15 protein-coding genes are annotated in these 20,530 nt (G+C 41.3%); 6 read left to right on the top strand and 9 right to left on the bottom strand.

From position 1 onward, the window contains the following. Window positions 1-52 precede the first annotated feature (52 nt). Window positions 53-1,309, bottom strand: a complete 1,257-nt coding sequence (gene glyA, locus HUS61_RS17295; RefSeq protein WP_054562665.1) for a serine hydroxymethyltransferase — start codon at window positions 1,307-1,309, stop codon at window positions 53-55. 291 nt (window positions 1,310-1,600) lie between these two features. Between glyA and HUS61_RS17290 the strand changes: the two genes are divergently transcribed. Beyond that, the gene (locus HUS61_RS17290) at window positions 1,601-1,969 is read left to right on the top strand and encodes a hypothetical protein (RefSeq protein WP_130166844.1); all 369 of its coding nucleotides are present in this window, start codon (window positions 1,601-1,603) and stop codon (window positions 1,967-1,969) included. A gap of 56 nt (window positions 1,970-2,025) precedes the next feature. Here the strand turns inward: HUS61_RS17290 and thrC are convergent, their stop codons facing one another. The 4 genes from thrC to HUS61_RS17270 form a co-directional block, all read right to left on the bottom strand. Further along, entirely contained in the window at window positions 2,026-3,309 is a 1,284-nt protein-coding gene (gene thrC, locus HUS61_RS17285) for a threonine synthase (protein WP_062566081.1), read from the bottom strand. An 18-nt stretch (window positions 3,310-3,327) separates the two neighbouring features. Then, window positions 3,328-4,254 carry a homoserine kinase gene (thrB, locus tag HUS61_RS17280; RefSeq protein WP_058586208.1) on the bottom strand — a complete coding sequence of 309 codons (927 nt, stop codon included), beginning with the start codon at window positions 4,252-4,254 and terminating at the stop codon, window positions 3,328-3,330. 9 nt (window positions 4,255-4,263) lie between these two features. Beyond that, window positions 4,264-6,681 (bottom strand): bifunctional aspartate kinase/homoserine dehydrogenase I, encoded by a 2,418-nt coding sequence (gene thrA / locus HUS61_RS17275; protein WP_175080274.1) that lies wholly within the window; start codon window positions 6,679-6,681, stop codon window positions 4,264-4,266. 227 nt (window positions 6,682-6,908) lie between these two features. Continuing rightward, a complete protein-coding gene (locus tag HUS61_RS17270) occupies window positions 6,909-7,283 on the bottom strand; it encodes a response regulator (protein ID WP_054562669.1) in 375 nt (124 codons plus the stop codon). Window positions 7,284-7,519: 236 nt separating this feature from the next. Here HUS61_RS17270 and HUS61_RS17265 point away from each other — a divergent pair, with 236 nt between their 5' ends. Next, a complete protein-coding gene (locus HUS61_RS17265) occupies window positions 7,520-9,283 on the top strand; it encodes a sensor histidine kinase (protein ID WP_054562670.1) in 1,764 nt (587 codons plus the stop codon). A gap of 90 nt (window positions 9,284-9,373) precedes the next feature. Beyond that, window positions 9,374-10,282 carry a recombination-associated protein RdgC gene (gene rdgC / locus HUS61_RS17260; RefSeq protein WP_054552583.1) on the top strand — a complete coding sequence of 303 codons (909 nt, stop codon included), beginning with the start codon at window positions 9,374-9,376 and terminating at the stop codon, window positions 10,280-10,282. Between the two features lie 58 nt (window positions 10,283-10,340). Here the strand turns inward: rdgC and HUS61_RS17255 are convergent, their stop codons facing one another. Continuing rightward, window positions 10,341-11,183, bottom strand: a complete 843-nt coding sequence (locus tag HUS61_RS17255) for an HDOD domain-containing protein (protein ID WP_062566084.1) — start codon at window positions 11,181-11,183, stop codon at window positions 10,341-10,343. Window positions 11,184-11,761: 578 nt separating this feature from the next. On the opposite strand from HUS61_RS17255, the gene HUS61_RS17250 reads away from it, so the two are divergent. Continuing rightward, window positions 11,762-13,462 carry a dipeptidyl-peptidase 3 family protein gene (locus HUS61_RS17250; protein WP_062566085.1) on the top strand — a complete coding sequence of 567 codons (1,701 nt, stop codon included), beginning with the start codon at window positions 11,762-11,764 and terminating at the stop codon, window positions 13,460-13,462. A gap of 72 nt (window positions 13,463-13,534) precedes the next feature. Here HUS61_RS17250 and HUS61_RS17245 read toward each other — a convergent pair whose 3' ends face one another. Both HUS61_RS17245 and HUS61_RS17240 read right to left on the bottom strand, forming a co-directional pair. Beyond that, the gene (locus tag HUS61_RS17245) at window positions 13,535-14,284 is read right to left on the bottom strand and encodes an ABC transporter substrate-binding protein (RefSeq protein ID WP_175083272.1); all 750 of its coding nucleotides are present in this window, start codon (window positions 14,282-14,284) and stop codon (window positions 13,535-13,537) included. A gap of 63 nt (window positions 14,285-14,347) precedes the next feature. Next, complete coding sequence (locus tag HUS61_RS17240; RefSeq protein ID WP_054562674.1) at window positions 14,348-14,752, bottom strand: HIT domain-containing protein; 405 nt, start codon at window positions 14,750-14,752, stop codon at window positions 14,348-14,350. Window positions 14,753-14,864: 112 nt separating this feature from the next. On the opposite strand from HUS61_RS17240, the gene HUS61_RS17235 reads away from it, so the two are divergent. Beyond that, complete coding sequence (locus HUS61_RS17235) at window positions 14,865-17,090, top strand: S9 family peptidase (RefSeq protein ID WP_175083271.1); 2,226 nt, start codon at window positions 14,865-14,867, stop codon at window positions 17,088-17,090. A 149-nt stretch (window positions 17,091-17,239) separates the two neighbouring features. Continuing rightward, complete coding sequence (locus HUS61_RS17230; RefSeq protein ID WP_175083270.1) at window positions 17,240-18,874, top strand: methyl-accepting chemotaxis protein; 1,635 nt, start codon at window positions 17,240-17,242, stop codon at window positions 18,872-18,874. A 64-nt stretch (window positions 18,875-18,938) separates the two neighbouring features. Here HUS61_RS17230 and HUS61_RS17225 read toward each other — a convergent pair whose 3' ends face one another. Beyond that, a complete protein-coding gene (locus tag HUS61_RS17225; protein WP_175083269.1) occupies window positions 18,939-20,462 on the bottom strand; it encodes a leucyl aminopeptidase family protein in 1,524 nt (507 codons plus the stop codon). Window positions 20,463-20,530 lie beyond the last annotated feature (68 nt).

Genomic DNA, 20,530 nt, shown 5'->3' with positions numbered 1-20,530 from the left:
ATAATAGCAAAAAACAACGCTATTGTTATCTTAATTACGGTTTAACCAGTAATTAAGCGTAAACTGGTAATTTTTTACAGATAGCTTTAACTTTCTCTTTTACTTCTGCTTGTACAGACTCATCGTTGATGTTGTCTAGTACGTCACAGATCCAGCCAGCAAGCTCTTTTGACTCAGCTTCTTTGAAACCACGGCGAGTAATAGCCGGAGAACCAATACGAAGACCAGACGTTACAAACGGTGAACGTGGGTCGTTTGGTACTGAGTTTTTGTTTACAGTGATGTTTGCGTTACCTAGTGCAGCGTCAGCATCTTTACCTGTGATATCTTTATCGATTAGGTCAAGAAGGAATAAGTGGTTGTCTGTTTTACCAGAAACAACTTTATAGCCACGCTCTTGCAGTACTTCAACCATTGCTTGTGCGTTCTTAACAACTTGTGCTTGGTACGCTTTGAATTCTGGTTGTAATGCTTCTTTGAAAGCAACCGCTTTAGCAGCGATGATGTGACATAAAGGACCACCTTGACCGCCAGGGAAAACAGCGCTGTTTAGCTTTTTGTAGATCTCTTCATCACCACATGCAGAAACGATTAGACCGCCACGAGGACCTGCTAATGTTTTGTGAGTTGTTGTTGTAACAACGTGTGCGTGAGGGATTGGGCTTGGGTATACACCAGCCGCGATAAGACCAGCAACGTGAGCCATATCTACGAATAAGTATGCACCTACTTTATCAGCGATTTCACGGAATTTAGCCCAGTCAACAACGCCTGAGTATGCAGAGAAACCAGCGATGATCATTTTTGGCTTGTGCTCTAATGCAAGTGCTTCAACTTGAGCGTAATCAATTTCGCCTGTTTCGTCGTTTAGGCCGTATTGAATTGCATTGTACGTTTTACCAGAAAAGTTAACGTGTGAACCGTGAGTTAAGTGACCACCATGAGCTAAGCTCATACCTAGTACTGTATCGTGTGGCTGAAGAAGTGCTTGGAAAACAGCTGCGTTTGCTTGTGAACCCGCATGTGGTTGAACGTTAGCGTAATCTGTGCCGAATAATTCGTTTGCACGGTCAATAGCTAGTTGCTCAACAACGTCAACATGCTCACAACCGCCATAGTAACGTTTGCCTGGGTAACCTTCAGCATATTTGTTGGTAAGCTGAGAACCCTGCGCTTCAAGTACGCGTGGGCTACAGTAGTTTTCAGACGCGATCAGTTCGATGTGCTCTTCTTGACGAGCCGTCTCTTTATTGATGGCTGCAAATAACTCTGGATCGAAATCCGAAATATTCATGCTACGTTCTAACATGGGGTCTCCTAAGGCAACGTGTATGGTGTTTTTTAAAGGCTGTATTGTACGCTTAAAACGCACTTTTGCCTATCTTGTAAAGATGAACATATTTAAACAGGGATTGAATTTATTTCACAGTGTTTTAATAATGATATTTTTTTATTGATACATAACAAAAATTTATAAATTTAAAATATTTCATAGATATTTAAAATGTCACTTAAACAAAAAATCGCTCTGTTAAATTGCGTTTTTATTAGGGCAAACTAAGCTTATATAACTAGTCAATATCAAGGATGGTATAAGTACATGTTAGCTAAACCAATATACGAATTAGTCCCCTACGGATACTTTTTTCTCGGCATCAGTTGTATCACATTAGCCAATAATTATGTGCCTACATTAATCGGTGTAATCTTATTTTTATTAGGTGCTAACATTTGGCGGATGCGTTCTGAAGCCAGAAGAACCGATCATTCAAGCCAGCGAGTCAAGCAAAGAAAACGTCGCTATTACTATGAATTTAAACCTTTTATCATTTTTATTTCGGCATTCACCTTGATGCAATGGACGCAAAATGAACTCGTTTCGGTGATCAGTATTTTGCTGTGTATCTCGGCAGGGGTCATTCTAAGCATGCGGATTTTAAACCGTCATAGCCATTCGTTACTTCATTGAGGGCTTTATTAAAAGACAGCATAAAAAAGAGCGGCTTAGCCGCTCTATAATCAAGGTTATGCTAATTTATTTAACAGCTCAGTTCGAAGCAATTGATAATCAAACTTAATATCTTCAGCCAAACACTCATTTGCTAGCGCATCAGCGAGCGGTTTTGGCATAGGCAGTTCGATGTCTAAAATTTCTTCTACACTGTCTTTAAATTTAGCTGGGTGTGCAGTCGCTAAAAAGATACCTGCACTGCCATCTGCTAGATTTTCTTTCAAGCCTTGATAAGCAATTGCAGTATGAGGCTCTGCGATGTAACCCGTTTGATGAATTTTTTTCATCACCTCTTTTGTTTCTTCTTCACCAACACAGCTTGAATAAAAGTCATCATAGCTAAACCATTTGTTATCCAACATAAACTGAACACGTGGCCAGTTATTCGGTTTACTCACATCCATAGCGTTCGATAACGATTCAAGCGTGTCATTCGGTGCCCACTCTTTGCTTTGTAAGAAACGTGGCACAGTGTCGTTTTGGTTAGTTGTAGCACTTAGTTTCGCTACTGGCATACCAAGCACAGCACCGATCATCGCAGCGCACACATTACCAAAGTTACCACTTGGTACTGAGATATGCGCTTTACTACGCTGCTCTTTAGGTAATTGAGCAATGGCTTCAAAGTAATAGCAAACCTGTGCAACTAAACGACTGATGTTGATTGAATTAGCAGAATTTAGACCTAGCTTTTGTTTAACTTCATCGTCTAAGAAAGCTTGCTTTACCATGCTTTGGCAATCATCAAAGCTACCATCAACAGCATAGCAATGAATGTTATTGCCTAACGTTGTAAATAGCTTTTGCTGCGCTAGTGAAATTTTACCTTTCGGGTATAAAATCACGACATCGATATTTGGCTTATTATAAAATGCATGAGCAACTGCAGCCCCTGTGTCGCCTGATGTTGCTGTTAAAATAGTGACTTTTTCGCCTTGGTTAAATTGTGCAAGACACTCAGCCATAAAACGGCCGCCAAAGTCTTTAAACGCAAGCGTTGGGCCATGAAATAGCTCTAAGCAATAAATATCTTTTTCTACTTCAACCAATTTCACATCAAAGTTAAATGCATTTTGTACCATCTGTGCAACGGTATCGGCAGGTAGTTCATCGCCAATTAGGTGCGATAAAATCTTACTGCTTCGGCTAACAAAGTCTAAATCAAGTAACGCATCAATGTCTTGAATTGGCGTTAGGCTTTCAGGGAAGAACACCCCTTGGTTACGCCCTAACCCCGTTTTTACCGCTTCTACAAACGACACCTGTTGTGTTTCATCTTTTAAATTATGTAATTGCATGTTTATTCCTTAAAATCTTTAAAGCTGTCGTGTGCCAAGCTGATCAAGTTTACAGATATGGCTGAAACCTTGTTCATTTACGTAATTATCATTCAGCCAAGCTGCACACTTTTGAGCAGCTTCAAGACTCTTACACACGGTAAATAATGTTGGGCCAGCACCAGAAATACTGACAATCTCTGCGCCAAGCTCTGGCAAGGCACTTTTAGCTTCTGCAAAACCTTGGATTAATGGTGCGCGATGTGGCTCAGCGATTTCATCTGTCATAATTGATAACGCAGCATCAAAGCGACCAGTAAGCAGTAAGCTGCTAAATGCAGACAGTCGCTGTGCAAACTCAACACTGTCGTGCATTGATAATTGCGTTGGCAATACCGAACGCGCTTTTGCAGTATTCAGTGAAAAACCTGGAAAAGCCGCTACGTAATACCATTGATTATCAACGGGTAACGAAATTGACTTGTTCGGAATCAGTTCACCAGTTAATTGCAAACCACCTAAATAACAGGGTGTGATGTTATCGTAATGACGGCCGCCACTAACAATGGCTTCAAAATCAGCCATCAACTCGATAAGTTGCTCTTGAGATAAGTTGGTTTCGGCAAATTTATCAAGGGCAGCAAATGCTGCCACCACAGAACAAGCACTTGAACCTAAACCTGAGCCAATTGGTAGGTTCTTTTTAAGCTCAAGTTTTACCGCTGGCATAGCCGGCGCAACGTGTTCTTTAAAATGAATTAAACATTGATAAGCCAAGTTTTCTTCAGCATTAGCAGGCAGTTTATGGGCATAGTCGCCTGAGCATACAAAAGTATCTTGCTCAGCGGCACTCACCTCTACAACATCACCTAATAACGTACCATCGATAGGTGCCAGCGCGGCACCTAGCGCATCAAAGCCGACAGCAAAATTCCCGATTGAAGCGGGTGCATATACACGGATCATGACCAGCTCCTAACGTGTTAACGTTTTTAAGATATCAGCAAATACGCCTGCAGCCGTTACTTCAGCACCTGCGCCATAACCACGAATCACAAACGGACGTGGTTGATAATATTGACTTAAGATTGCCAATGCATTTTCACCGTCACGGATATCGTAAAGAGCATGGCTACTATCTACGGCTTCAATGCCTACTTTACATTGACCGTTTTCAATAGTGCCCACATAACGAAGTACTTTACCTTCACTTGCAGCGCTTTGAATGCGGTCGTTAAACTGTGCATCAAGAGATGGTAGTTTTGCCATGAAATCTGCTACAGAATCATCTTCTGCAAACCCTTTTGGTAAAACTGATTCAACTTCAATATCGCTAAGTTCTAACTCAAGACCCGACTCACGAGCAATGATCAGTAGTTTTCGGGCAACATCAGTGCCTGATAAATCATCACGCGGATCTGGTTCTGTAAATCCACTTTCTTTTGCTTTTAATGTTGCTTCGCTAAGTGATAAACCATCTTGCAGTGCACCAAACATATACGATAATGAACCCGATAAGATACCGCTGAACTTAATAAGCTCATCACCGGCACCAAATAATGATTTCAAGTTATCAAGAACCGGCAGGCCTGCACCTACGTTTGTTTCGTATAAAAACTTACGGTTATTCTTTTGTGTTGCTGCTACTAAATCTTGGTAGTAAGCATACGAGCTAGTATTGGCTTTTTTGTTTGCCGCAACCACATGGAAACCGGCATTCAAGAAATCAACATATTGCGCAGCAAGCTTATCGGCTGAGCTACAATCTACAATCACAGGGTTAATTAAATGGTTTTGTTTAACAAATTGCTCAACCAGATTTAAATCAAATGCCTGCTCTGACTCGGCTAGTTTGTCTTGCCAGCCATCAAAAGCAATACCTTCACTATCTAGATAAAGCTGTCTTGAGTTAGCAACACCGTACAAGTTCAGCTTGATGTTACGTTTTTCAAGCCATGCTTGCTGACGCTTTAACTGCTGGATAAGTTCTTGGCCCACTAAGCCACAGCCAAGCAAAAACACATCGATTGAAGGAATGTGAGTAAAGAAGTTCTCATGGCACACTTTTACTGCGTCGTTGCACAGTTCACCGTCGATAACCGCTGAAATGGCGCTTTCAGTCGAATCTTGTGCAATAGCAACAATGTTAACCTGCGCTTGAGCTAATGAAGCAAAGAACTTAGCCGCTAAACCTTTGTGCGCACGCATGTTATCGCCAACTAGAGTAACAATCGCAAGGTTACGCTGTACTTGTACTGGTTCGATTAAACCGGCTTGTGATTCTAATTCGAAAGCAGTTTGTAATGCTTCTAAAGCAAGAGATAGGTCACTCTCATGCACACAGAAACTGATGCTAAATTCACACGAAGATTGAGTGATTAGTACAATTGAAACATTGTCGTGCGCCAGTGCATTAAATACTTTTGACGCCATGCCAACTTTACCTTTCATGCCTGGGCCAGACACCGTTAACATAGCGAGGTTTTGTAAACTTGATAACGCTTTAACTGGATCGTTCGACACACTGTCGTTACTGATCACTGAACCTTCTGCACGTGGGTTATGAGTATTTTTGATCTCGCACGGCACGCCTGCTTTGGCACAAGGTAAAATCGTTTTCGGGTGCAATACTTTCGCACCAAAGTAAGAAAGCTCCATTGCTTCTTTATAAGATAACGAATCAACCTTAGATGCTTTTTTGATATAACGCGGGTCAGCATTGTAAACACCGTCAACATCAGTCCAGATCTGGCATACATCAGCTTCTAGGCATGCTGCTGCAATAGCTGCTGAGTAATCTGAACCATTACGACCAAGTGTTGTTAGCTCACCTTGCTCATTGGCAGCAGTGAAACCCGGCATGATATAAATTGTGCTCGGTGCCGCTTTTAATGCTGCTTGAAAACGTAACTTACTTGCATTCAAGTCAGCTTCAGCATCAATGTAGCCACCCACTGAAGCTATACAATCTGTCGCTTCTAAATAACGAGCATTACTGTCTTTAAGCATACACTCCATCAAGGCAACACTTACGCGCTCACCAAAACTGATTGCATAAGCACGTACTTGGTCTGGGCAACACTTTAAAAGTGCAACACCATCTAGTTTATTCTTAAGCTCGCTCAGATCAGGCCAATTTGCTGTCTGACCAAAGTCAGCTTCAACAGCAGCTTTTAGTTGTTCACAGCGTGCAACCAAAGCTTGCCATAACTCACTAAAATCTTGCCCCTGCTCAGCAGCGCTTGCTAATGCTACTAATGAATCTGTCATGCCACCCGGCGCTGACAGCACTAACAACATTTCATCGCGTAATTCTTCTTTGACTAACTGAGCTACCTGTTGCAAACATGCGTAGTCGGCCAAGGACGACCCACCAAATTTTAATACTCGCATTATTTATGTTTCCTCATTCCATAAACGAAAAAGGCCTGTGTTCTAGTGAACACAGGCCTATAATTTTGTTGCACCGACCTATGCCACTATCCCGTAAGGATGATGGTTGTAATAATAATGGTCGTTGCGTGATTAAATGTTTTCATAGCCTGTAGACTGCCTTAAATATAGCCAGCCTGTCAACCCTTAAAGAAAAGATAAATTATGCGTTTGTGTTATATAAAAGATTAGTGAATACCAAATTTATGCAAAGTTGCTTTTAGTCGCACAAGATCTATCGGTTTATCAATGAAGTCAATAGCACCCAATTTTACTACTCTTTGTTTCATTTCAGCCTGAATATCAGCCGAAATCACTATAACAAAGCACTCTATTTTCTCTGCTTTGATTGTTTCGAGCACTGCAACACCATCCAATTCTGGCATGGTTAAATCTAAGCACAATAGATCAAAGTTTTGCTCGCGCAATAAGGCAAGAGCTTCGCGGCCATTAGTGGCTTGTTGAACATCTGCATCCAAGCAATCCCCTAAACAGCGTACTACCTGCTTTCGGGCAATATTTGAATCATCACAGACCAGTACTGAAAAATTAGGATTATTCATGAAATAAAAATCTTCGCTGTAGCAAATACAACATCAAAAAAGGCTAAATTAAAGATGGAATAAATTTATAACACACTTTTTCAAGCGCAGTAAGGGCAAGTTTTTTCAAAATTTACTAACAATTTAGAAATGTTCCAGTAAAAAAGGATATATTTATTTCTTTTTAACCATTTATTAGCTAACTTTAGAACTAGCTGAATGTATTACAATTGTCACCAAGGAGCTATGGATATTCCATGCTACAAAAAAGCCTGTCCAAAGAATTATTAACAAATGTACTCTCAGTCTACTTTTTACTTACTTTTGTAGTGACCTGTGGACAAGTTATTGCTGAGTACGTTAATACCAAAGATTATATTCGCGACGAGTTAACGACTTTACAAAAAACATTTAGCCGTAGTTTAACCCGCGCTATTTGGGAACTGAACGATAAACAAACCATCACCACGGCTGAGGGCTTACTGGCAATCCCTATGATCGAGGGTATTATTGTGCGTGATGATAGCGGCGAGGTACTCTCTCAGTTAGGTCGCTCGTTAGATATTCACGAGCTATACAGTCAACAGTTAGTGCAAGAAGAAGCGATTATCGAAGATACGCCATCAGGCTTATTCGGTTACACATTCCCACTCATTTTTGAATTTTCGGGTAAAACAACCCAAGTAGGTGATGTAACCCTGTTCTCAAGTCGTGAAGTGGTCTTTAGCCGCATCATGATTTCTATCTACTTTTTAATTGGTAATGCAATGATCAAAACCACCTTTTTGATCATTCTTTTCTTACTTGCATTTAGAAAGCGCTTAACCGAGCCATTGGCACAATTCACAGAACAAATTGAAGATCTTGAACTAAACGACCTAGAAGGCCGCCATATCGAGATCAAAACTGTTGAACACAACGAATTAAAAGTAATGGAAGAGTCTTTCAACCGCTTAATTGATAAGGTGGTACTTTACCGTGAAGAGCTCGAACATACGCAAAAAGAGCTTTTGATAAGCAACGAAAAGCTCGACCAACATAACTTACAGTTAGAGCAAGAAGTAGCGCGCAAAACATCAAACCTAAGCCAAGCGATGATGGACTTGCAGCAACAAAAATACGAGCTTGAAAAACAAAAGCTGACACTAACTGAAGAAATTGATTTACGTAAACAAACTGAACAAGAACTCATAACCAAGCAAACTGAGTTACAACGCTACCTTGATGAACTAAATATGGCGCAAGAACGCTTAGTTGGCTCAGAAAAAATGGCTGCTTTAGGTGGCTTAGTGGCGGGTATTACTCATGATGTAAACACTCCTATTGGGATTGGTGTTACTGCAACGTCATTTTTACAAGAACGCTTGGACCAAATTGAAGCGGCATATAAAGAAAAAACCCTATCGCCAAAAGCGCTTGAAGAGTTTATTAATGACGCCAAACAAAGTACTAGCCTACTGACTAGTAACCTAGACCGAGCTTCAGAGCTGGTTGCAAGCTTTAAGCAAATTGCAGTAGACCAAGCCAGTGAAGCAGTACGTACCATTAATTTTAAAGAGTATTTAGGTGAAGTGATCCGCTCACTCCATCCAAAGCTTAAGAAAACATCGCATCATATTAATTTAGATTGCCCTGATGATTTAACACTTAACCTGCCTGCGGGTGCGATTAGTCAAATTTTTACAAACTTGATTATGAACTCACTCATTCATGGTTTCGAAGGGATTGAAAGTGGCATCATTGATATTGTGATCAAAGAAGAAGATGACGAAGTCGTTATCGACTTTAAAGACAATGGTAATGGCGTATCAAAAGAGCAGTTAGAAAAGCTATTCGACCCATTCTTTACAACCAAGCGCGACCAAGGCGGCAGTGGCTTGGGCACACATATTACTTTTAACCTTGTTAAGCAAACCCTGAGTGGCGATATTGAGGTATCAAGCGAAGTCGGTAAAGGCTTGCACTACCATATTAGTTTTCCGAAAAACATGCCAAAGCCACTTTCAATGTTTAACTCATAAGCAATTAACGCTGATGCCGAAATGATTCATTTCGGCATCAGTTTTTTATTGCTATGATTGGGCAAATTTATTGAAAGGATTAGCCTAATTATGTGGTTTAGTAACCTTATCTGTTACCGTTTTAAACAAGACGTTTCATACTCTCAAGAAGACTTCGACAAAGCCCTAGAACAAGACTTGTTCCGCTCATGTACAGGCCAAGAGCTTTCAACTTTCGGTTGGACAAAAGCCTTTGGTAAACATGGTCAAACCCTATCTCATTTCTCTCAAGACAGCATTTTAGTATGTGCTAAACGTGAAGAAAAAGTACTGCCAGCTGCCGTTATCAACGAATTGGTTGCAGAGAAAGTAGAGCAAATCGAAGCTGAAGAAAACCGCCCAGTAAAGAAAAAAGAAAAAGACGAACTAAAAGAAAATATTCTGCACACTTTACTACCTCAAGCATTCAAAAAATCGAGCCTACAGTTTGCGTTTATTGATCAAAAGAATGGCTGGGTTGTGGTTAACAGCGCAAGCTTTAATAAAGCAGAAGAGCTTTTAGCCCTATTACGTAAATCACTTGGCACGTTACCTGTCGTACCTGCATTTGCGAATTACGATTTAGATGTATTTTTAACTGACTGGTTAACTAATTTCAGTACCCCTGAAGGCTTTTCTATCGGTAATGATGCAGAGCTTGAAGAAGCCGATGACAGTGGCGCTCAGGTTAAATTAAAAGGCCATGACTTATCATGCGACGAAGTAAAGTCACACTTAGAGAATGGTAAGCGCGTAACTAAGCTGGCTCTTGATTGGCAAGAACGCGTTAAGTTCATGCTACAAAACGATGGTTCAATTAAGCGTTTAAGCTACTCAGAAACATTAAAAGAAGAAAACGCCGACATCCCAAAAGAAGATATGGCGGTCAAACTTGATGCTGACTTTATCCTAGCGTCAGAAGAAATTAAGCAATTGCTAGAAGAGCTGACTCAAGGCTTAGGCGACGCAGAAGATTTATAAAATTAATCTGAGAGTTAATTAATTTAAAAGCGCGACTAAGTCGCGCTTTTTGTTAAAGTTATTCAGTAAAAATTGCTTTTACTTCATTAAGCATATCGTTATATTCATCGTCACTGAACATATCTAGTGATTCAATCACGCCTTTGTCCATGTAAGTTTGCAATGCCGCAGACTTATCAGACACCTGTAAGATGCCTTCTAAAATCGCGCCAATACGAATAAAATCAACATAGCAAATATGCTCTGGACGATAGTTTGGATTTGCCCAGCTTTCAGCTACTTCTACAAACTCATCAGTAAAGCCCCAAGCACGCATAATTGCGCCACCTACTTTACCACCCAGCTTTTGAATGGCATGAGCAAGGAAACTTGGGTTTGCGAACACCTCGGGGTGCTTTTCAGCTTCTGTTAAAATGGGCAGTACGCCAATGTTATAAACCAATGCCGCTAAGGTAATTGTGTCGCGATTCAATGATGTATGCTTATTTCTGCGTAAGAAGAAGTCCATCAAGGTAATTGAGTGACATGCTACTTTGAGGGTTTTCTGCCATGCCTTGTCCATATAGCCTTTGATAAGCTCATTATGCGATACAAACAGCTGCTCCATTGCCATTGCAGTTGCAATGTTCTTAATTTGACGTAGACCAATTCGTGTTACAGCTTGGTGTAGATTTGTAACTTTAACTGAGCGCCCCATAAATGCACTGTTGGCGACTTTGATCATTCGTGCTGATAATGCCGGATCATGAGAGATGACATCTGCCATATCCATCAAGTTTACCTCGGGGTTATCCGCGGCTTGCCTTACCTTCACTGCAACTTCTGGTAAGGTAGGTAACACTAAAGTGTCATTATTTATTCTGTCGACCAATATGGTCAGTAATGCATTTTCTGTTGACATATGTGTGCCATCCTCTTGGGTTAGCCCGCCTAAACAAAGACAGACTAATGACTGACATTATTAGATTAGTTATAGTTTTAGTATTGTCTAACTTAGCGCTAAAGTTAAGAAATTCACAGAAATTATCTATTTTTTATATTTTTTAACTAACTAGGGCGTGTTGACCTTTTGTGATTAATTTTGCAGCAGTGTGTTTGGTATTTAGGCAAGGCAGAGCCTATGTAGTGTGGTTGTTCCACATAAATAGGCGATAACGCAGCATCAATGCCAAACACGCGCTGCCCTTCAGGTTCTTCCTAGGGGCGATTAACTCTTTGTTACCTACATGGATGTAGGTAAGGGGCGTGAGCAGGACGCGGTAGCTTTGCTCGATTTTTACTTAGCCCACTAGGTTACAAATCTCGCGCCGCGATTAAATCGCCCCTAGAGTGAACAAATTTTAATCCACAAAGGTCAACACGCCCTAATAAATATTGCTTCTAGTGCTGTAAACTTGCCATATATATGTCAGGTTTGCTTTAATGCATAGACTTTTTGTTTTCTAAGCAATGACTCTCACTTTTTTAACGGGCAAAAAAATGACATTAAATAAAATTAGCCAAGCACTTATCTTATCAGGTGCTGTTTTCCTTGGTGCATGTTCTGACCAGCAAGCTACCACTTCTCAAACTAAGCCTGCTGCAGAGCAAACAAAGCAAACTACTGAACAAAACAACCCACAACTTATCAATGCTGAGAAAAGCCGCTTAGACATTTACACTGACTTTACGCTTACTTCTGACCTTAGCCACTTAAGCGATAACCAGAAGCAAATGATTGGCAAGTTAATCGATGCCTCAAAAATCATGGATGAGCTATTTTGGCGCCAAGCATTTGGTGAGAGCAAAGACGCTTTCTTAGCAAAAATTAATGATGAAAAAGTTCAGAAGTTTGCAGATATCAACTACGGCCCTTGGGATCGCTTAAACGGTGACCAAGTATTCTTGTCAGGCTATGAAGAAAAGCCTTTAGGCGCTGAATTTTACCCGAGCGATATCACAAAAGAAGAATTAAACAACGCAATCGTTGATGACAAAACCGGTCTTTACTCAGTGATCAAGCGCGATGAAAAAGGCCTTCTTTATAGCGTGGCTTACTCGGTTGAGTACGCACAAGAGCTAGAAAAAGCAGCTAATTTATTACGCGAAGCAAGTAAATTGGCTGATGATAAAGAATTTGCTAACTACCTAAGCATGCGCGCAGACGCACTAGTAAGTGATGACTTCCAACCATCTGATTTTGCGTGGATGGATATGAAAAATAACCCAATTGACGTGGTTATTGGCCCTATCGAAACCTATGAAGATCAATTATTTGGTTACCGTGCAGCGTATGAATCTTATGTATTAATTAAAGATTTAGCATGGAGCGAGCGTTTAGCTAAATTTGCCGCTTTCTTACCTGAGCTACAAAAAGGTTTACCTGTAGACGAAAAATACAAGCAAGAAGTCCCAGGCTCTGATGCTGACCTAAATGCTTATGATGTTGTTTATTACGCAGGCCACTCAAATGCAGGTAGTAAAACAATTGCTATCAACCTGCCAAATGATGAACAAGTTCAGCTAGAAAAAGGCACTCGTCGTTTACAGCTTAAAAACGCAATGCGCGCTAAATTCGATAAAATCTTAGTGCCAATTTCAGAGCAGCTAATTGTTCCTGAGCAGCGTAAACACATTACCTTTGATGCTTTCTTCGCAAACACTATGTTCCACGAAGTAGCGCACGGTTTAGGTATTAAAAACACCATTACTGGTAAAGGAACTGTTCGCCAATCATTGCAAGAGCATGCAAGTGCCCTTGAAGAAGGTAAAGCGGATATCTTAGGTCTTTACATGGTTGAGCAATTACTTAAGAAAGGCGAGATCACTGACGGTACGTTAGAAGATTACTACATTACCTTTATGGCTGGTATCTTCCGCTCAGTGCGTTTTGGTGCATCAAGCGCACACGGTAAAGCGAACATGATCCGCTTTAACTTCTTCGCTGAAGAAGGTGCATTCTCTAAAAATGCTGACGGCTTATACAGCGTTAACATGGAGAAAATGAGCCAAGCAATGGAGAAACTATCTAACCTAATCCTTACTATTCAAGGTGACGGTGATTACCAAAAAGTTGATCAGCTAATCGCAACTCATGGCGACATCAAAGCTGAACTAGCTAAAGACTTAGAAAAACTAAGCCAAGCTAACATCCCTGTTGATGTTACTTTCAAACAAGGTAAAGAAGTATTAGGTCTTTAAGCCTTATTCTTCTCTAACAAAAAACGCTGCAATTGCAGCGTTTTTTGTTGCCTGAAATCGAGTAAAACACGACTAGTGTGCAACGAAGTTCAAACCATATTTGGAGTTTAGTTCTACAATATCCCCGTTGATCAGCATTTTTTGAAACTCGGCATTAAAAGCATCAATAAATTCATCGAGTTCGCGTTGTTTACTAAAGCCATAGTAGCCCTGATTAACCGTCACTGGCGGCGATAACATAATCACTTTATCTGCTATATCTAAACTGTCGATCACAGGCTTTGCAGCCCGAGGATGGGTAAGAATTAAGTCAACTCGGTTATGCATCAATTGTAAAAAGCTAGCCCGCACATTACCCACTTCAGATAGCGATAAATTTGCCTCGTTACGCTTAAATTCAGGACCATAGTTCCAACCTCGAATTGTACCAATAATATCTTTACGAAGGCTGGCAAAGTTTCCAACCCAAGTCACATCATTGTTCTTTTTGGTATATAAAACAATCGGGTCTTCGTAAAAGGGCAAGTCACTAAATTGCATATACTGCTGACGTATAATGGATTTGTAAGGACCAATAATGGCATCAGCCTGACCTTGCTCTACCATTTTTAGAGCGCGTTTTAGTGGCATGATATCAATTACCAACTCATGCCCTAAACGCCTGCAAATTTCGTGAGCAATATCGGCACCCAAGCCAATCACTGTGCCTTGTTGATCTTGCTCTAAAATGGCAGGAAAGTGGCTACCAACAAAGTAATAGCTTTTTGCAAAACAAGAAAAAGAGCTAAGAATAAGCAACACGGCAAACACTGTGTGTTTCATTTATTCTGTACCCCTTCGTGCATCATCCATTTAGCTTAGTCCAATCTTGCTAGAACAAACAGTTTAAAAATGCGCTTTTAATGCGGCAATTTGTTCGTCGCTATAAGGTACTGCTGGTAATTTACCCCAAATTGGTGTTGGCCAAGCTGCATCAGTTGTGAAACGCGCAATATGATGAACATGTAATTGCGGTACCATATTCCCTAGTGCTGCTACATTGAGTTTGTCTGGGTTGAACACCTGTTGTAATAGTTTACTCAGTTTGCCCGACTCTTGTAATAAGGTAATTTGTAGCTCTTCAGAAAGGTCGATAATCTCTTTAACGCCAGCAACTCTTGGCACTAAAATAAACCAAGGGTATTGGCTATCATTCATCAGCAATACTTTACACAGTGGCCAATCAGCAAGCTCAATGCAATCGCGTTGTAGTTCTGGGGCCAAAGAAAACGGCGTATCAGTATTTTTCATCAGTAAATCCTTTGATATTGGGTAAACAAACCCTACTTTATAGCATTTTGTTGCAGTTGCCTAAGCTTACCATTACCATCGTGGCAGTTTTTATTCGAGCGAAGGTACTCCTGTGCTAAAAAAAATTAAATCTCTCTCACTTGCTTTGCCAGTGGTGGCAACAGCATTCAGTGTGACCGCTGAACCACTCACTCTTGAACGTATTTTTGACGATCCAAGCTTAGCAGGTAAAGCGCCTGTACAACTTAAATTCTCTCCAGATGGCAGTCGTGTAACTTACCTGCAAGGTAAAACCGATGATTACAATCGCTACGACTTATGGGAATACAACTTAAAAGATAACAAAAACCGCTTATTAGTTGACTCTGCTGCACTATTTTCTGGTCCAGAAAACTTATCTGATGAAGAAAAAGCACGCCGTGAGCGCCAACGTATTTTTGGTAAAGGGATCTTAGAATATAAATGGTCAAAAGACGGTAAAGCGCTTTTATTCCCGCTTAATGGCGACCTTTACTATTATGAGCTTGCCTCAGCTAAAAGCCGTAAACTAACCGACACTGAAGCATTTGAAACCGATGCACGTTTCTCACCTAAAGGCCATTATGTGTCGTTTATTCGTGAGCAAAACCTCTACGCACTTAACTTAAAAACGGGTCAAGAAATCCAATTAAGTAAAGATGGTGGCGGCGTTATTAAAAACGGTATGGCCGAGTTTGTTGCGCAAGAAGAAATGGGTCGAATGACTGGCTACTGGTGGTCTGGTGATGAGTCTAAAATCGCTTATACCCGTGTTGATGAAAGCCCAGTAAAAGAAGCGATCCGTAATGAAATTTACGCCGATGAAGTAAAGCTATTTAATCAACGCTACCCGTTTACAGGTACCGACAACGTTAAAATTCAGTTAGGTGTTGTAAGCATCAACAATCAAAAAACTGACTGGGTTGATTTAGGCGAAGATCAAGATATTTATATCGCTCGCGCAAAATGGTTAAAAGATAACAAAACACTTTCTTATCAATGGCAAGACCGCTCGCAACATAACTTAGAGTTACGTTTTTATAATAGCGACACTAAAAAACAAACCGTTGCCCTAACAGAAACCAGTGATACTTGGATTAACCTGCACTTTGATTTGCAGTTCTTAAACGATAAGAAACATTTCGTTTGGGCATCTGAGCGCGACGGTTTTAAACACCTTTATTTATACCGCACAAACGGTGAAATGATCCGTCAAATCACCCAAGGTGAATGGGTTGTTGATAGCTTAAAAGGTATCGATGAGAAAAAAGGCATCGTTTATTTTGCAGGTCGCAAAGATACAGCACTTGAGAGCCACCTTTACAGCGTACCGCTATTCAAAAAAGGCGAAATTAAACGCGTAACTGAGCTAGGTGCTTACCATAATGTGGTGATTGCCAAAGATAACAAAACCTTTATCGATAACAGCTCATCAGTGAATAAGCCTGGCTCTGCAGCATTACGTAAAATTAATGGCGAATTTATCACTTGGCTTGAAGAAAACAAGTTAGATAAGTCACACCCATTAACGCCTTACCTAGCTGATTTGATCACGCCTGAATACGGCACGTTAAAGGCTGAAGACGGACAAATCATGCATTACCGTTTATTCAAGCCAACTAATTACCAAGATGGTAAAAAGCACCCAGTTATTGTTAACGTTTATGGCGGCCCTCATGCTCAGCGCGTAACGAACAGCTGGCGTAGTAAAAACTTATACTTCCAGTACATGGCACAACAAGGCTATGTTATTTTCCAACTTGATAACCGTGGTTCATACAACCGTGGTAAAAAGTTTGAAGACGTGATTTATAAGCACTTAGGTGTTGCTGAAGTGGCAGACCAAATCAAAGGTGTCGAGTTCTTACGTACCCTTGATTACGTTGACCCTGAACGTATTGGTATTTATGGCCACAGCTACGGTGGTTATATGGCGCTTATGACTATGTTTAAAGCGGGCGACTACTTCAAAGCCGGTGTTTCTGGTGCGCCAGTAACTGATTGGGCACTTTACGACACTCACTACACTGAACGTTATGTAGGTCACCCTGCAACTAACGCGAAAGGTTACGAAGCAAGTGCAGTTTTCCCATATGCCGAAGGCTTAAAAGGCCCACTGATGATTTACCACGGTATGGCAGATGATAACGTGTTATTCACTCACGCCACTAAATTATTCAAACAACTGCAAGATCAAGAAAAGCAGTTCGAAATGATGACTTACCCGGGTTCAAAACACAGTTTACGTGGCAAGAGCGTACAAACGCACTTACACCAAACCATCACCAGTTTCTTCAACCGACACTTTAACGTGGAGTAATCACGTTTAATTTCGGTAACTTAGACTAAAGGCTGATTGTTAAATCAGCCTTTTTTTTGTCTCAATGTATTCTACTATTTAACTAGATTTTCGACCTATTTTAGCTACGCTTAATACATTGCTCCTATGGGCATGACGAAGGAATACACATGAATTTACGCCGTTTTACAATTTTTCAGCGCCTCGCCATGTTAGTGAGTGTGGTCGTGATAGGGCTGATATTTTTAAGCGTCTCGAGTTTAACTCAGCAATACAGCTCGCTAAAGCAAGAGCAATACATAAAAACCCAAAACCTTGTTGAGTCTGCTTACTCTATTATTGAGCATAATTATGCGTTGTTTGAGCAAGGTAAGCTGAGTGAGCAACAAGCCAAACAAGCAGCCCTCGAAACAATTTCTGCACTACGTTATGACAACAGCAATTACTTTTGGATCAACGACTATCAACCCGTGATGGTCATGCACCCATTTAAGCCCGAATTAAATGGTAAATCGCTAGCGGGCAGTAAAGATCCAGATGGCGTGTTGTTATTTGTCGATATGGTTAATATCGTCAAAAAACAAGGTGAAGGTTTTATTCCCTACAAGTGGCCAAAGCCAGGTAAAGATAAGCCGGTTGATAAAATTGCCTACGTAAAAGGCTTTGATAAATGGCAATGGATTGTTGGTTCTGGTGTCTACATTGATACCATTGAAGAGGCATTCTCTTCGCTTCGTACTCATGTCATTATCACCGCAGTGGTGATCATTGCTCTACTGGTTGCGCTAAGCTACCTAATTGCCAATAGTATTCTTCGCCCAACCCAACTTGCCGCCGACATGATGAAAGACATCTCACAAGGTGAAGGCGACTTAACCCAAAAGCTTGATGAAAATGGCAATGACGAAGTGTCTCGTTTGTCGCGCTACTTTAACTTGTACACCGCAAAAATGCGTGAGTCACTGAAACATGTTGCCCACAATGCCGAGCAAGTAAATCAGTTTGCCCATAGCGTTGATGATGCCAGTAAAACCAATCACTCCTTTATTGAGCTACAAAACGATAGCTCAACTCAAGTAGCAACCGCGATGGAACAAATGACTCATCAAATTCACGATGTTAGTCAAAATGCCGACCAAGCTGAACATGCCGCTAATGAAGCGGCACAAAATGCCGAAGCGGGCAAGCAGGTTCTCAACAAGACCATCACCGCCATTGAAACCCTGTCGCATAATATTGAACAAGTGAGTAAGGTAACGGCGGATCTTGCTGCAGAGAGTAACAACATTGGCTCAGTACTTGATGTTATCCGAAGTATTGCTGAGCAAACCAACTTACTGGCACTCAATGCTGCCATTGAAGCGGCCCGAGCTGGTGAACAAGGTCGGGGCTTTGCCGTAGTGGCTGACGAAGTGCGTACATTAGCAAGTCGCACAGGTAAAAGTACTGATGAAATTCAAGCCATGATCAGTAAACTACAAACTGGCGCACAAGCTGCTGTTGATGCTGTATCAGCAAGCCAACAGTTATCAACCGAAACAGTTTCACAAGCAGGTGAAGCAAATAGCTCATTGAGTGAGATTGAGCGACTTGTCTCTATTATTAAAGATATGAACAGCCAAATCGCCCGAGCTACCGAGCAACAAACCAGCGCCGCAGATGAGGTTAATTTACGGATTAATGAGCTTTCACAATCAACCGAACAATCACTGTCGAATACCGAAGGACTCTCGAACGCCAGTGAAAACTTAAAACAAAGCTCGCAAGCGTTAAGTGATGTCGTTAACCGCTTCAAGCTCGACTAACACCACAAAAAAGCCCCGCATTGCAGTGCGGGGCTTTTAAAACTAAAAACTTATAGCTTCTAGCTTATAAACAATAACGAGCGAATAAGCTGCTTACTGTTGCTGCGGTAGGCTTACCATGTTGCCAATCACCGCCTTCTACGCCGCTACCTGCGATGTCCATATGAACATACGGTAATGGTTGCGCTGATTCAGTACCATGTTTATCTAAACCACCAACAATCGCTAAGAATGCCATTGGGAACTGGTGACCACGAGCTGTCACTGCAGAAGCGGCATTGTTACTTGATAATACATCGTCAGCTAACGTGCGAGGACGAATAAAGTCATAATCTTCACGGCGGCTACGAGATACTTCGGCGCCATCTGCCCATAAATCGCCTAAGTCAGCAATTTGGCGTGAAATTTTCGCTGCGCGAGCTGGACCATTTTCAACATACGCACTGTAAGGACCCATCGCACGAGCTGCGTGGCCTGTTAGTGTTGCAACAGTGAATAGCTCTGGATTTACTTCGTTTAAAGCACGATCTTTCATTTCGCTTAATAGGTCACCCATTGCTAAACGGCCTTCAGCATCTGTATTACCGATACGAACACGCACACCTTCACGGCTGGTAATGATTTCATCAGGAACAAAACAATCAGAACCAATTGAGTTACGAACTACGGCTAAGTAAGCAATCACTTTTACGCCTTTTGGTGCAAAGTCAGCCACAGATTTCATAAAGCCAGCAACCGAAGCTGCACCGCCTTTATCGCGGCTCATACCTGCCATAAAGCCACCCACTTTAAGGTCTGCACCACCGGTATCGTAAACTAAACCTTTACCAACAAACATTAAGGTACGCTCAACGTCGCCTTCAGGCACGTATTCTAGTTTTACAACACGTGGGTGATGACGCTCAACAGCGTAAGATGCGCGCGCTACGGTGCTCATCATTGGGTAATCTTTATCGATAGTGTTGATATCTGAAATCACTTCAACAGACACCTTACTATCAGCAAATAACTCAACGCAGTAATCAGCAAAGCGAGGTGGTGCCATACGCTCAGGTTCGGTACCACATAAATCACGTGCAGCATATTGACCTGCAGCAATAGCATTAAGCGCTTTGCTCATTGCCTCATCTGCACCCACTAGGCTAATTTGGCTAATTGGTTCAATCGCTTGGCCGTGAAACTCACGTGCCTCAAGTGGTTGCCAAAGCGCTTGGCAAGCACCTAAATAAGCCACTTCAAGGGCATGCTTGTAACGGCTATCTTGATTTACGTTAGCAAGTAAAATTGCAGGCTGAGTGCTACCTGATGCTTTCGCCTCTAGTACACCTTGCTTCGCGGCATCAAAGTAACGACGTACATCATCATAATCACGATTTAGAGGGCCTGTAGGCGCTAAAATAACGCGTTTAGAGTCAATAACAAGTAATGTCACTTGTTTGCCAATACGTGCGTCTACAGCTTGTTGAGCGCTAATAGCTTGGCTTAAGCTTGCATCTGCTAAAGAAGAGAAATCATCACCGATAATAATCAATGCATCGTGATTTGCATCCGCTAATTGCGGGGCTGCAACTGCATGAGGGTATGCCATAAAAAAGGTCCTGCTGTTAGAAACATAGGACCTTATTATCATTGATTTAGAGCGCTATTGCCAGCCAA

It is taken from the genome of Pseudoalteromonas sp. 0802, from assembly GCF_013350085.1.
In the GTDB taxonomy this organism is placed as follows: domain Bacteria; phylum Pseudomonadota; class Gammaproteobacteria; order Enterobacterales; family Alteromonadaceae; genus Pseudoalteromonas.
This window is presented reverse-complemented; position numbering and strand designations above follow the sequence as displayed.